This window comes from Variovorax sp. RO1 (genome assembly GCF_002849325.1).
In the GTDB taxonomy this organism is placed as follows: domain Bacteria; phylum Pseudomonadota; class Gammaproteobacteria; order Burkholderiales; family Burkholderiaceae_C; genus Variovorax.
Genome location: NZ_PKMT01000001.1, coordinates 21,728 through 34,982, shown reverse-complemented (window position 1 = coordinate 34,982; position 13,255 = coordinate 21,728). Strand labels below are relative to the sequence as shown.

Sequence of the window (13,255 nt, the reverse complement as noted above, 5' to 3'; positions counted from 1 at the left end):
CCGTTTGAATCCGCTTGGCGCATCGCGCCGTATGGCATCTCAAGCGCATCGCGCCTCCGAGCTGTTGGCGGTTCCCACAGAGCCCTTTCTTTCCAGGAGACATCCATGAAAAAACTCGTGATCGCACTCGGCGTGTCGGTGTTGCTCGGCGCGTGCGCCGGCAGTGGCATGAGCAATGCCAGCAGCAGTGCCGCGACCCCCATGGTCGGCGGCGCGCCGATGTACCCGACGAAGGACATCGTCGACAACGCGGTGAATTCGAAGGACCACACGACGCTGGTCGCCGCGGTGAAGGCGGCCGACCTCGTGGCCACGCTCAAGAGCCCGGGCCCGTTCACGGTGTTCGCGCCCACCAACGCCTCGTTCGCGGCACTGCCGGCCGGCACGGTCGACACGCTGCTCAAGCCCGAGAACAAGGCCACGCTGACCAAGGTTCTGACCTACCACGTGGTGCCCGGGCGCATGGACAGCGCGGCGCTGATGAGCGCGATCAACGCGGGCGGCGGCAAGGCAATGCTGAAGACCGCCAGCGGCGGCACGCTCACGGCCACGATGAGCGGCGGCACGGTGTGGGTGACCGATGCCAAGGGAGGCACGGCCGCGGTGACGATCGCCAATGTCTACCAGTCGAACGGCGTGATCCACGTCGTCAACAAGGTGCTGCTGCCGGGTTGATCGGCAGGCGGGCCGCGGCCCTTCGTCAGCTCCGCTGCGCGGCCTCGGCTTCGTCGCGCAGCCATTGCGCGAAGTCCTGCGCGTCGCGGTTGCCCGCGGCGCGCCGCGACATCTCGATGAAGTAGCCGCGGTGCGATGCCGCGCCCTCGCCGAGCGGCGCCACGAGCCGGCCGTCGCGCATCAGTTCGCGCAGCAACGGCAGGCGCCCGATCACCACGCCCTGCCCCGCCACCGCGGCGGCCACGGCATCGGCGTACTGCGTGAAGCGCACCGTGCTCTTCATGCGCAGGTCTTCCAGCCCCATCACCTTGAGCCACGGCTCCCAGTCGGCGGTCGGGGCTTCGCTGTGGTCCGGGTATTCGATGGTCAACAGCGTGAGCTTGGAAAAGTCGGACAGCTCGCGCAGCGACGCGGCCACCTGCGGCGCGCACAGCGGGATCACCGATTCCTCGAACAGCGCCGGTCCCACACCGCGGCCGATGGGCACGAAGCGCACCGCCACGTCGATGCGGCTGCGTTCCATGTCGAGCACGTCGAGCGTGGCCGACACGCGCACGTCGACCTGCGGATGCGTGCTGGTGAAGCGCGCCAGTTTGGGAATGAGCCACAGCGACGCAAAGCCCGGCGTGCTGGTGATCGACACCTGTCGCGGCGCGGCGCTGGCCCGCACGCGCGCGGTGGCGTCGCGCAAACGCTCCAGACTGTCGGTGACGGCGCGCTGCAGCACGCCGCCGGCCTCGGTGAGCGCGAGCGCGCGGTGGCGGCGCTCGAACAGCAGCACGCCCAGGCTGGCTTCGAGTTGCTGGATCTGCCGGCTCACGGCCGACTGCGTGAGGTGCAGTTCGCCGGCCGCCAGCGTGAAGCTCAGCCGGCGCGCGGCGGCCTCGAAGCTGCGCAGCAGCTCGAGCGGCGGGAGCTCGCCGGCAGGGGGTTTCGCATTCTCTGTAGGCATGCAACGAGTTCCGAATGACCGCGTGTAAGAGCGGGTTCGGCTCACTATATTCATTCGTATCACGAATGCAATGGAGCTTCCCATGAGCACCGCCACCACCCCGTCTCCTTCCGCCTTTTCTTTCTCCTCGTCGACCTCGCGCTTCCACGTGAGCCTGCCGAGCCGCGCCGTCTTCGCCGTGCCCGACGGCGCGGGCGTGGGCATCGAGTGCCGCAGCGGCGCCGTGTGGATCACGCTCGACCGCGACCCGCGCGACATCGTGCTCGGGCCGGGCGAGCGCTTCGAAAGCACCGAGCACCGGCGCGTGCTGGTGTCGGCGCTGGAGTCGTCGTGCATTTCGGTGTCGGACGCGCAGCCCGCTGCGCTGCCGAACCCGGCGTCGCGTGCACGCGCGCGGTCGCCCTGGCGACTGCCGCTGCACGGCTTGTCCCCGGCTTGACCACGGGCGCCATGGCCCCGTGACGCACGCTTTCAGCGGAGCGCTCGCATGACCGCGCCGCAACGGACACCGCAGCCCTGCGTGCGGTGCGCGCTGAACCCGAGCAAGCCCGTGCGCAACCGCACGACCGGCGAGCCGTTCAGTCAGTGCGGGCGCGCGTTGATCTCATGGGCGCCGATCAGTTCGGCCACCAGCACGGCCTCGGGGCCGTCGAGAAAGTATTCCGCCTCGAGCGGCTCGCGCAGCCGCAGGAACTTGTCCTCGCCGACCTGCATGGTGTGGCCGGCGCCCATTTCGGCGCCGCTGTCGATCAGGTAGCGCAGCACGTTGCCGAACAGCTGGAAGTATTTCTCCCCTTCGTGGTGGCCTTCGGCCAGGGCCGCGAAATCGGGCTGCCCGAAGTGGTGCGCGCCATAGGTGCGCATCCAGACGCCCTGCACGCCTTCGACCTCGTACTTGACGAAGCCGCAGTACAGGGCCGGCAGGTCGAGGTCCCGCAGCAATTCGATGCTGTCGCCTTCGATGTCGGCGTCGAACACGGCCGCGGGGAGCGAGGTGTGGGCCGATTCGTTCAGCACCACCAGCGCACCGAGCCGGGCCAGCGCGCCGGCCACGGTCGCCAGGGCCACGTACTGTTCGAGCACCGAGGCCTCGTAGCCCGCGTAGTAGAGGATGACGTGGCTGCGGTGCGCGCGCACCCGGGCCTTGAGCTCTTGCGGATAGTGCGCCGGCGCCACGCAAACCTCGACCGATTCGGCCGGCATCGGCACATCGAAGCCGACCATCCGGACCACGTGGTTCTTCCAGCCCGCCAGCGCCAGAAAAGGGCCGGGTTCTTCGGTGATCTCGCAGCGCGCGTCGCCGGTGGAGCGGTGGTAGGCGCGCAATGCCCGCGCGAGCGCGGCGACATCGATGGTCAGCGCATCCGCGAACAAGACCGTCAGCGCGACGGTGTCGCCGGCCTCACCGGCCTCGGGGTTGGCGACCAATGCGCCGGTATCGCCCGGCTCGTCCTTGCGGCCAAAAAAACGGGAAAAAATGCTCACGCGCGGACTCCTTGGATGATGGGTGTGCCTGCAAATGGAGGGGGACGGCGCGGACCGGGTCGCACGCCATGGGCGTTGCCTTCATGGCCGACGCACAGCAACGAACTGTAATCGCGCGAGATTGGCCAAAAGGCCATTGGCCTGCGGCCGGCGACTGCGCCAGAATGGCCCTTTCCGCGAAGCGTTGCCACCCTGCGCCGGTCGCGTACCCGCACGGAGATTGCCCCATGAGCACTGCCATCCTCAACGCCTTCTACGCCCAGTCGGGCGGTGTCACCTCGGTCATCAACGCCTCGGCCTGCGGCGTGATCGAGACGGCGCGCCGGCACCCGGACCGCATCGGCACGCTCTATGCCGGGCGCAACGGCATCCTCGGCGCGCTCACCGAGGACCTGATCGACACCAGCGCCGAGCCGGCCGAGGCGATTGCAGCGCTGCGCACCACGCCCTCGGGCGCGTTCGGCTCGTGCCGCTACAAGCTCAAGTCGCTCGAAAAAAACCGTCGTGAATACGAACGCCTGATCGAGGTGTTCAAGGCGCACGGCATCGGCTACTTCTTCTACAACGGCGGCGGCGATTCGGCAGACACCTGCTTCAAGGTGAGCCAGCTGTCGCAGTCGATGGGCTACCCGCTGCAGGCCATCCACGTGCCCAAGACCATCGACAACGACCTGCCGCTGACCGACTGCTGCCCGGGCTTCGGCTCGGTCGCGAAGTACGTGGCGGTGTCCACGCTCGAGGCCTCGTTCGATGTGCGCTCGATGGCCGCCACCTCCACCAAGGTGTTCGTGCTCGAGGTGATGGGCCGCCACGCCGGCTGGATCGCCGCGGCCGGCGGGCTGGTGGCCGACCATGGCATTCCGGTGGTGGTGCTGTTCCCCGAGATCGAGTTCGACGCAGCCCGCTTCCTGGCGCGCGTCGATGCGCTGGTGCAGCAGCACGGCTACTGCTCGGTGGTGGTGTCCGAAGGCTGCCACCACCCCGACGGCACCTTCCTCGCCGAACAGGGCGCGCGCGATGCCTTCGGCCATGCGCAGCTTGGCGGCGCGGCGCCGGTGGTCGCGCAGATGGTGAAGGAAGCGCTGGGCCACAAGTTCCACTGGGCGGTGGCCGACTACCTGCAGCGCGCGGCGCGGCACATCGCCTCGGCCACCGACGTGAAGCAGGCCTACGAGCTGGGCCAGCGCGCGGTCGAGCTCGCGCTCGAAGGCCGCAACGCGGTGATGCCGACCATCGAGCGCACGAGCGACGTGCCCTATGCGTACACACTGGGTGCGGCGCCGCTCGAAGCGGTCGCCAATGTCGAGAAGCCGATACCGCGCGATTTCATTTCGGACGACGGCTACGGCATCACCGAGAAGTGCCGCCGCTACCTGCTGCCGCTGATCGCGGGCGAGGACTACCCCGCCTACCGCGACGGCCTGCCGGTGTACGCGACGCTGCGCAACGTCGCAGTGCCGAGGAAGCTGCCGGCTTTCACGCTCGCATGACCGTTGTCATCGACACCGCGCACTGTCCGCTGTGCGGCGAGGCGAATCGCTGTGCGATGGAGGTCGAGCGCGAGACCGGGCAGGCGCAGCCGCCCTGTTGGTGCATGGCCGCCGATTTTTCGCTGGCCCCGCTCGACACGCTGCCGCCGGCACTGCGCGGGAAGGCCTGCATCTGCGCGCGCTGCGCCGCGGGCCTGCCGCCGCCTCAGGACTGAGCGACGTCGCCCTGCGACTGGGATTGAGATTGGGATTGCGGCTGCACCGGTGCAGGCTCAGCAGCTTCCGCCGCAGGCGCCGCCACATCCCCCGCCATCACCATCGTCGGCGCCGTGCCGCTGCGCTGCGCGGTGATCACGCCGTGGATGAACTGCAGCTTGCCCACGGCCGCGCGCGGCAGCACGAAGGGGTAGTAGTCGGGCTGGCCCATGCTGCGCGACAGCTCGTTGAGCATGCTGGTCAGCAGCACCCAGCCGTTGATGAAGTCCAGGAATTTCGCGGCGTCGGGATGCTCGGGCTGCCACAGGTCGGCGGCAGTGAACAAATCGTTCTGCAGCTCGACATTGCTCGCGTCGATGCCGAAGCTCATCGCCGTGTCGGCCGTGTCGGCCATGTGCAGGTAGTGGGCCCAGGTCTCGGCCCAGTCTTCCCACGGATGCATGCTCGCGTAGCTGCTGACGAAGCGCTGCGACCAATCGGGCGGCGGGCCCTGCTCGTAGTGCTGCTGCAGCGCGGCGCCGTAGTCGGTGCGCTCGTCGCCGAAGAGCGCGCGGTAGTCGTCGATCCACGGCGTGGGCAGCACCAGCAGGTCCCAGTAGTAGTGGCCGACCTCGTGGCGGAAGTGGCCCAGCAGCGTGCGGTAGGGCTCGTGCATCTCGGCGCGGATGCGCTCGCGCACGGCGTCTTCGGCCTCCTCGGCGTTGAGCGTGATCAGGCCCTGCTCGTGGCCCGTCATCACGTGCGGTCGGCCCGGCACGTTGCTGAGGAAGTCGAAGGCCAGCCCGTGCACCGGATCGGCGTGGCGGCTCACCACCGGCAGGCCGAGCGCGAGCAGCTGCGAGATCAGGCGGCGCTTGGCCTGCTCGAGCTTGCACCACAGCTCGCCGTTGGCCGCCACCGACAGATCGGGAATCGTGCGCGTGACGCTGCACGACAGGCAGTAGCCGGGCGCGTGGCCCTGCGTGTCGGCGGGAATGGTTTCGCCTTCGCGCGGCTGCGCCACCATCCAGTTGCAGGCGGCCGGCGTCATGAGGTTGGCGCAGCGGCGGTAGGTGGGACCGTGGGGGTCGCCGAAGACGGTGAAGGTGTCGGGCAGCGCGCCCTCGCCTTCGGCCGGCGCCAGCGGCACCACGCCGAGCCGGTCGATCACATAGCCCAGCGGCGTGAGGCAGGCCAGGCATTTGCTGTTGCGCAGGAACACGGGGCGCCCGCACTGGCAGCGGTAGGCGCGGCTGACGGTGGGCGCGGCGAGTTCGGTCGCGAGCGGGGGGGCGGCATCCGGCACGGCCGGGTCGGCCGGTTCATGGGCGGGTTCTTGGATCGACGGATTCATGGCTTGTTTGTTCTTTTGATGATGGCTTGACGCACGGGGGACAGCCGCCGCATTGTGCGACCCGCGCGTGTGGCGTCGGCCGCGCAAACACCGATATGCTTGTAGGACGACGGACCCGCGACCGTCCCTGCGCCGCCCCATGACCTTCCCACACACACCCGACACGCCGCCCTCCATGGGTGTCCTTCGCGCCCGCTACGGCGAGCGCTACCGCTGGTACCTGCTGCTGTCGGTCATGGTCGGCACGATGGCGTCGATCATGTCGTCGACCATCGTCAACGTGGCGATCCCCGACATGAGCCACCACTTTGCGTTGGGCCAGGAGCGCGCGCAGTGGGTGAGCTCGGGCTTCATGGTGGCGATGACGGTGTCGATGCTCACCACGCCGTGGCTGCTGTCGCGCTACGGCTACCGGCGCACCTATGTCGGCACGATGCTGTTGCTGCTGGCCGGCGGCATCGTCGGTGGGCTGGCCAACCACTACCCGCTGGTGCTGATGGCGCGCGTGGCCGAGGGGCTGGCGGCGGGCGTGGTGCAGCCGATTCCGGCCATCATCATCCTGCGTGCCTTCGAGCCGCACGAGCAGGGGCGCGCCAGTGGCATCTTCGGCATGGGCGTGGTGCTGGCGCCGGCCATCGGGCCGAGCATCGGCGGCGTGCTGGTCGACCTGTTCGGCTGGCGCTCGATCTTCTTCATGGTGGTGCCCTTCTGCCTGGCCTCGATCTGGCTGGCCTACAAGTTCGTGCCCAAGACCGCACCCGGCGGCGTGGCCGCGACGCGAGGCAGCGGGCTCGATGCGCGCGGGCTGGCGCTGGGCACCGTGGGCACGCTGTGCCTGCTGAACGGGCTGGTCGAGCTGCGCGGCGATTCGCCGCTGCAGGCCGCGCTGCTGCTGGCCGGTGCGCTCATCGCCTTTGTCGCCTTCGTGTGGTGGCAGCGCCGGCTCATGGCCTCGGGCGGCGCGCCGCTGATGAACCTCGCGCTTTTTCGCTACCGCCAGTTCGCGATGGGCAGCCTGGTCGCCTTCATCTACGGCACCGCGCTGTTCGGCTCGACCTACCTGCTGCCGGTGTACATGCAGGTGGGGCTGCACCTGTCGGCCTCGCACGTGGGCACGACGCTGCTGCCGGCCGGCATCGTGCTGGCCTTCACCATCGCGGGCGTGGGCCGGCTGGCCGACAAGCAACCGACCTGGCTCCTGGTGAGCATCGGCCTGGCGCTGCTGGCCGTGTCGTTCGCGCTCATGGCCGTGCTGCGGCTGGACAGCCCGCTGTGGCTGCTGGTGGTGTTCGCGATCGTCGGGCGCATCGGGCTGGGCTTCATCCTGCCCTCGCTCAACTTGGGGTCGATGCGCCCGCTGGCCAAGCCGCTCATCCCGCAGGGCGCGAGCGCGATCAGCTTCGTGCGCATGCTCGGCGGCGCGGTCGGCGTGAGCCTGTGCGCCATCATTCTCGAATGGCGCCTGGCCGCGCACGGCGACTCGCTCGCCAACCCGGTGAGCACCCCGGCGCGGCTGGCGGCGTTCGACGAGGTGTTCCTGATGCTGGCCGGCCTGTGCGCGCTGGCCGTCTGCGCGGCCTGGCAGCTGCGCGAGAAACCCGACGAGGACACGGCGCAACACAGGGGGTAAACCCCGGCGGCGCAAAGAGCCGCTTTCGCTTTCAATTGTTATCAGTTGTATCTAAAAGCGGAATCGGTTCCATGCATCGCAGACGTTTTCTCGCCGCCTCGGCCGCGGCGACGGCCGGACTCGGCCCCCTCCTTTCCTTGCCTTCCACCGCACTGGCAGCCGAGAACGGCGTCAGCGACGGCGAAATCGTCCTCGGCCACACCGGCATCCTGAGCGGGCCGCTGGGCGCGCCGATCAAGGTCGTGATGGCCGGCGCCGGGCTGGCCTTCGACGCGGTCAATGCGCAGGGCGGGCTCGCGGGCCGCAAGCTCAAGCTGGTCTCGCTCGACGACGAGCTCAAGCCCGAGAAGGCCGTCGCCAACTACGAGAAGCTGCTCGCCGAGCACCGCGCCTTCGCCTTCTTCGGCTGCGTGGGCTCGGGCACCACGGCCGCCGCGGCCAAAGTGCTGGGTCAGAGCGGCGCGCCGATGGTCGGCGGTTATGCGGTGTCGGACTCGGCGCGCGAGAAGGTCGCGGGCGCCGGTTATTTCGTGCGCGCCACCTTCGCGCGCGAGGCGCAAGCGCTGGTGCAGCACCTGACAACCATCGGCGTCTCGCGCATCGCGGTCGCCTACCTGGACAACCCCGGGGGCGCCGAAGTGGCGCGGCTGGTCGAGGCGGCGCTCGACACGCTCAAGCTCAAGCCCGTGGCCGCGGTGCCCGTCAAAGGCGACGGCACGACCAACGAGGCCGCGGGCAAGGCACTGGCCGACAGCCAGGCGCAGGCCGTGCTCATGTACCTGGGCGGCGGCATCGGCGGCGAGGTCATGAAGAGCGCCTGGAGCGCCGGCGGTCGCCAGATGTTCTACGGCATGTCGATCGTGCCGGGCGACGTCACCGCCAAGCTCGTCGGCGACAAGACCAGCGGCCTGGCCATCTCGCAGATCGTGCCCTACCCCTGGAGCGAGGTCGACGCCACCGCGCGCGAATACCGTCAGCTGGCCGAGCGCGCCAAGGTCGACATCGGCTACCTCAGCTACGAAGGCTATGTGAACGCGCTCGTGATGATCGAAGCCCTGCGACGCACCGGCCGCGACCTCACGCGCGCAAAGCTGCACGCCACGCTGAAGGCGATGAAGCTGCGCATCGGCAACATGGAGATCGACTTCACAGGCGCGAGCAACACGGGCTCGCGCTTCATCGAGATGGTGCGGGTGACGAAGGAAGGGCGGTTCCTGCGATAGCGGTTGTGCCGCTCACAGCCCCAGCTGCGTGAGTGCCCAGGCCACCGTGCCCAGCTGCATCACGTTGAGCACCATCCCCGCGATGTGCAGCTTGCGGAACTGCACGATCGACGTGCCCGTCGCCGGGATCGTGTGGCGCAACACGTCCATGCGCGGAATGATGAGCCAGCGGCGCAGCGCGAAGGCCAGGCCGGCGATGAGGGCCATGCCGACTGCGAAGACGGGCTTGCCGCACCACGCGTAGCTGAGCGCCGCCGCGCTCGCGGTCAGCACCACGGCCACGTAATAGACGTTGAACAGGCCGCGGATGAAGCGCGAATCCAGCGGGGTGTCGTGCGAGAGCACGAGCAAGGGCAGCGAGCCCATCATGAAGAACCCCATCCAGACCAGCAGGATGACGGTCGCCATGAGCGCAACGACGATGGGAAGCATCTTTGAAAACCCTCCGCGGCGCGCAAGCATACGCCCGGGCTGGCGCTCGTGCGGCACCGATCCGGGGCCTGCCGGCCAAGGGGAATCCCTCGGTTCCCCGTGCACCCGTTTTGCCATTTTTTGATAACCGCTTGCGGGCGCGATCGCTATCGTCGATCGCCATATGTCCGCCACCCTGCCACCCCTTCCCAGCGCCCGTTCGCTCGCCGCCGCCCTGCAACGCCGCGAGCTCTCGTGCCACGAACTGATGCAGACCTGCCTCGCGCGCATCGAGCGCCTCAACCCGCAGGTCAACGCGCTCGTGTCGCTGCAAGCGCCCGAAGAGATGCTGCGCCAGGCCGATGCCTGCGATGCGCAACGCGCGCGCGGCGACGCTGTGGGCCGGCTGCACGGCTTCCCGATGGCGCCGAAGGATTTCGTCGCCACCGCCGGCCTGCCGACCACCATGGGCAGCCCGGTGTTCGCGAAGCAGGTCACGCCGCACGACGCGATCATGGTCGAGCGCCTGCGCCGCGCCGGTGCCGTGTTCGTGGGACGCAGCAACACGCCCGAGTTCGGCCTGGGCTCGCACACCTACAACACGGTGTTCGGCACCACGCGCAACGCATGGAACCTCGACCATGCGGCCGGCGGCAGCAGCGGCGGTGCCGCGGTGGCGCTCGCGCTGCACATGCTGCCGGTGGCCGACGGCAGCGACATGATGGGTTCGCTGCGCAACCCCGCGGCCTGGAACCACGTCTACGGCCTGCGCCCGTCGCTGGGCCGCGTGCCCACCGGGCCGGGGCCGGAGCTGTTCTTCCAGCAACTGGGCTGCGAAGGGCCGATGGGCCGCACGCCCGAGGACGTGGCCTGGCTGCTGTCGGTGCAGGCCGGCTATGACACGCGCTCGCCGCTGAGTCTGGCGGGCGACGGCGAGGCCTTCGCGCAGCCGCTCGATGCGGAACTGCGCGGCCAGCGCATCGCGTGGCTCGGCGACCTCGGCGGCCACCTGCCGATGGACCCGGGCGTGATGGCGCTGTGCGAATCGGCACTGCGGCATTTCGACACGCTGGGCTGCAGCGTTGCGCCTGCTGTGCCCGCTTTCGATTTCAACGCCCTGTGGACGGCCTGGCTGCGCCTGCGCGGCTTCATCGTGGCCGGCGCGTTGCGCGGGCTGCATGCCGACCCGGCCACGCGCGCGCAGCTCAAGCCCGAGGCCTGCTGGGAAATCGAACAGGGCGAGCGCCTGAGCGCCGCCGCGCTGCACGAGGCCGCTGTCACGCGCACGCAATGGCATGCCGCGCTGCTGCAGCTCTTCGAACGCTTCGACTTCCTGGTGCTGCCCGCCGCGCAGGTGTTCCCGTTGCCGGTCGACACGCACTGGCCGCGCGAGGTCGGCGGTCGCGCCATGGACACCTACCACCGCTGGATGGAAGTGACCATCGGCCCCTCGCTCGCCGGCCTGCCCGCGATGGCGATCCCGGCCGGCTTCTCGCAAGCCGAGGGCACGCGCGGCCTGCCGATGGGCCTGCAGCTCATCGGCCGCCCCGGCGCCGACCTCGACGTGCTGCGCATGGCGCACGGCTGGCACCAGGCCGTGCCCTTCGCGAACGTGCAATCGCCACTGCTGCTGCAGCCGTAGCAATAGCAAGCCCCGTTTCCGTACTCCCACACATCACACACAACCCGAGGAGAGAACCCATGCGCAGACGTTCGTTGATGGCTGCCGGCCTGGCCGCCGGCCTGTCCCCCTTTGCCCTGTCCGCCATGGCCCAGGGCCTGGGGGGCAAGACCCTGAACCTGATCGTGCCCTACCCCGCGGGCGGCGGCTCCGACATCAATGCGCGGCTGGCCGCGCCCGAGCTGTCGCGGCTGCTGGGCCAGCCGGCCATCGTCGACAACGTGCCCGGCGCCAGCGGTTCGCTCGGCGTGATGAAGGCGGCGAACGCACCGGCCGACGGCTCGGCGCTGCTGCTGGGGTCGCCGATGGAGCTGATGCTCACGCCGCTCACGCTCAGCAGCGCGCGCTACAAGGCCGAAGACTTCCGCCCCATCGGCGTGATGGCCGTCACCTCGATGGTGCTGCTGGCGCGCAAGGACCTGGGCGAAGGCAGCGTCGACGAACTCATCGCGCTGCTGCGCCGGCCCGGCACGAAAGAGCTGAGCTACGGCAGCATCGGCCCGGGCTCGCTCTACCACCTGCTGGGCGAGCGCTTCATGCAGCAGACGGGCACGAAGATGCTGCACGTGCCCTACAAGGGCTTCGCGCCGCTGGTGAACGACCTGCTGGGCGGCCAGATCGACCTGGTGTTTGCACCGCTGGCCGGCAACGTGCCCGACCTGCTGGACGCCGGCAAGATCAAGGCGCTGGGCATCGCGGCCTCGGCGCCGCACGAGCGCTTCACGGCCATTGCGCCGATCCGCAACAGCAAGGGCCTGGAAGACTTCGTCTACAGCCTGTGGGCGGGCATCCAGGTGTCGCACCGCGTGCCCGAGGAAGCGCAGCAGCGGCTGCACGCGGCCTTCAACCAGATGATGCGCAAGCCCGAGCTGCGCCGCGCGCTCGAACTGGGCGGCGCCAAGGTCGCGCCCGAACAGTCGCTGGCCGAACTGCGCCGCGACTACCAGGCCGACATGGAGCGCTACCGCGCCATCGCCAAGTCCGTCCAACTTCGTCCGGAGTAAAGAGAGATGAAAGACATGAAGACCACCGCCTTCTTTCACGACGAACGCACCTTCTGGCACGTGCCCGGCGGGCTGCATGCCCTGTTCCTGCCGGTGGGCGGCTGGGTGCAGCCCATGGCCGGCAGCGGCATGGCCGAGTCGCCCGACTCCAAGCGCCGCATCAAGTCGCTGATGGACGTGTCGGGCCTCACCGCGCAACTCGATGTGTTGAGCGCACCGATGGCCAGCGAAGAAGATTTGCAGCGCGTGCACCCCACCAGCTACCTGCAGCAGTTCAAGGCCGCCAGCGATGCCGGCGGAGGTGACCTGGGCGAGTTCGCGCCCTTCGGCCCGGGCAGCTACGAGATCGCGAAGCTCTCGACCGGCCTGGCCATTGCCGCGATGGACAGCGTGCTGCAGGGCCGTCACCGCAACGCCTTTGCGCTCACGCGCCCGCCGGGCCACCACTGCCTGCGCGAGCACAGCATGGGCTTCTGCCTGTTCAACAACATCGCGGTCGCCATCGAGACCATGAAGGCGCGCCACGGCCTGGGCCGCGTGGCCGTGATCGACTGGGACGTGCACCACGGCAACGGCACGCAGGAAATCTTCTACGACCGCCCCGACGTGCTCACGTTGTCGCTGCACCAGGAAAACTGCTTTCCGCCCGGCTACAGCGGCGCCGAAGACCGCGGCACGGGCGCGGGGCTGGGCTTCAACGTCAACATTCCGCTGCAGCCCGGCGGCGGGCACGCGGCGTACATGCACGCCTTCGAGCGCATCGTGACGCCGGTGATCGACCGCTACCGACCCGAGCTGATCGTGGTGGCGAGCGGGCTGGACGCCAACGGCGTCGATCCGCTGGCGCGCATGCAGCTGCACTCCGAGTCGTTCCGCCAGATGATGCGGCAGGTCAACGCGCTGGCCGCGAAGCACTGCGACGGGCGCGTGGTGGTGGTGCACGAGGGCGGCTACGCGGAGGCCTGCGTGCCCTTCTGCGGGCTGGCGGTGGTCGAAGAACTGTCGGGCCACCGCACCGAGGTGGAAGACCCGTTCAGCGAGCTCCTCGGGCTGCAGCAACCGTCGGCGCGCTTCGATGCGTTCCAGCGTGAATTGATGGGCGAGATGGCGGCGTTGCACGGGCTTTGATCCGGTCGCATGGACTAAGCTCGTCGG

General features: G+C 69.2%; 13 protein-coding genes. 9 read left to right on the top strand and 4 right to left on the bottom strand.

All coding sequences use genetic code 11. The features are described from left to right. The first annotated feature begins 105 nt into the window (after window positions 1–105). Window positions 106–675, top strand: a complete 570-nt coding sequence (locus tag CY658_RS00145) for a fasciclin domain-containing protein (protein ID WP_101488342.1) — start codon at window positions 106–108, stop codon at window positions 673–675. A 25-nt stretch (window positions 676–700) separates the two neighbouring features. Here the strand turns inward: CY658_RS00145 and CY658_RS00140 are convergent, their stop codons facing one another. Next, window positions 701–1,627: a LysR substrate-binding domain-containing protein gene (locus CY658_RS00140; protein WP_101488341.1), complete on the bottom strand. Its 927-nt coding sequence runs from the start codon at window positions 1,625–1,627 to the stop codon at window positions 701–703. A gap of 82 nt (window positions 1,628–1,709) precedes the next feature. On the opposite strand from CY658_RS00140, the gene CY658_RS00135 reads away from it, so the two are divergent. After that, window positions 1,710–2,066: a DUF2917 domain-containing protein gene (locus tag CY658_RS00135; RefSeq protein WP_101488340.1), complete on the top strand. Its 357-nt coding sequence runs from the start codon at window positions 1,710–1,712 to the stop codon at window positions 2,064–2,066. 143 nt (window positions 2,067–2,209) lie between these two features. Here CY658_RS00135 and CY658_RS00130 read toward each other — a convergent pair whose 3' ends face one another. Next, entirely contained in the window at window positions 2,210–3,112 is a 903-nt protein-coding gene (locus CY658_RS00130; protein ID WP_101488339.1) for a DUF4261 domain-containing protein, read from the bottom strand. A gap of 227 nt (window positions 3,113–3,339) precedes the next feature. Between CY658_RS00130 and CY658_RS00125 the strand changes: the two genes are divergently transcribed. Further along, a complete protein-coding gene (locus CY658_RS00125; protein ID WP_101488338.1) occupies window positions 3,340–4,602 on the top strand; it encodes a 6-phosphofructokinase in 1,263 nt (420 codons plus the stop codon). Further along, the gene (locus tag CY658_RS00120; RefSeq protein WP_101488337.1) at window positions 4,599–4,817 is read left to right on the top strand and encodes a cysteine-rich CWC family protein; all 219 of its coding nucleotides are present in this window, start codon (window positions 4,599–4,601) and stop codon (window positions 4,815–4,817) included. The genes CY658_RS00125 and CY658_RS00120 overlap by 4 nt, the downstream gene beginning before the upstream one ends. Here the strand turns inward: CY658_RS00120 and CY658_RS00115 are convergent. Beyond that, the gene (locus tag CY658_RS00115; protein ID WP_101488336.1) at window positions 4,808–6,151 is read right to left on the bottom strand and encodes a zinc-binding metallopeptidase family protein; all 1,344 of its coding nucleotides are present in this window, start codon (window positions 6,149–6,151) and stop codon (window positions 4,808–4,810) included. The genes CY658_RS00120 and CY658_RS00115 overlap by 10 nt on opposite strands. A 139-nt stretch (window positions 6,152–6,290) precedes the next feature. On the opposite strand from CY658_RS00115, the gene CY658_RS00110 reads away from it, so the two are divergent. Both CY658_RS00110 and CY658_RS00105 read left to right on the top strand, forming a co-directional pair. Then, window positions 6,291–7,781: a DHA2 family efflux MFS transporter permease subunit gene (locus CY658_RS00110; protein WP_101488335.1), complete on the top strand. Its 1,491-nt coding sequence runs from the start codon at window positions 6,291–6,293 to the stop codon at window positions 7,779–7,781. Between the two features lie 71 nt (window positions 7,782–7,852). Continuing rightward, window positions 7,853–9,004, top strand: coding sequence for an ABC transporter substrate-binding protein (locus tag CY658_RS00105; protein WP_101488334.1), 1,152 nt, complete (start codon window positions 7,853–7,855; stop codon window positions 9,002–9,004). A 12-nt stretch (window positions 9,005–9,016) separates the two neighbouring features. On the opposite strand, the gene CY658_RS00100 is transcribed toward CY658_RS00105, so the two are convergent. Continuing rightward, entirely contained in the window at window positions 9,017–9,436 is a 420-nt protein-coding gene (locus CY658_RS00100) for a hypothetical protein (protein ID WP_101488333.1), read from the bottom strand. Window positions 9,437–9,599: 163 nt separating this feature from the next. Here CY658_RS00100 and CY658_RS00095 point away from each other — a divergent pair, with 163 nt between their 5' ends. Genes CY658_RS00095 through CY658_RS00085 form a run of 3 tightly spaced genes read left to right on the top strand, consistent with a single transcriptional unit; the run spans window position 9,600 to window position 13,228 of the window. Continuing rightward, the gene (locus CY658_RS00095; RefSeq protein WP_101488332.1) at window positions 9,600–11,057 is read left to right on the top strand and encodes an amidase; all 1,458 of its coding nucleotides are present in this window, start codon (window positions 9,600–9,602) and stop codon (window positions 11,055–11,057) included. A 59-nt stretch (window positions 11,058–11,116) separates the two neighbouring features. After that, on the top strand, window positions 11,117–12,100 hold the full coding sequence (locus CY658_RS00090; protein WP_101488331.1) for a Bug family tripartite tricarboxylate transporter substrate binding protein: 984 nt from the start codon (window positions 11,117–11,119) through the stop codon (window positions 12,098–12,100). Window positions 12,101–12,115: 15 nt separating this feature from the next. After that, window positions 12,116–13,228: a class II histone deacetylase gene (locus CY658_RS00085; protein WP_101490140.1), complete on the top strand. Its 1,113-nt coding sequence runs from the start codon at window positions 12,116–12,118 to the stop codon at window positions 13,226–13,228. The last annotated feature ends 27 nt before the right edge of the window (window positions 13,229–13,255 follow it).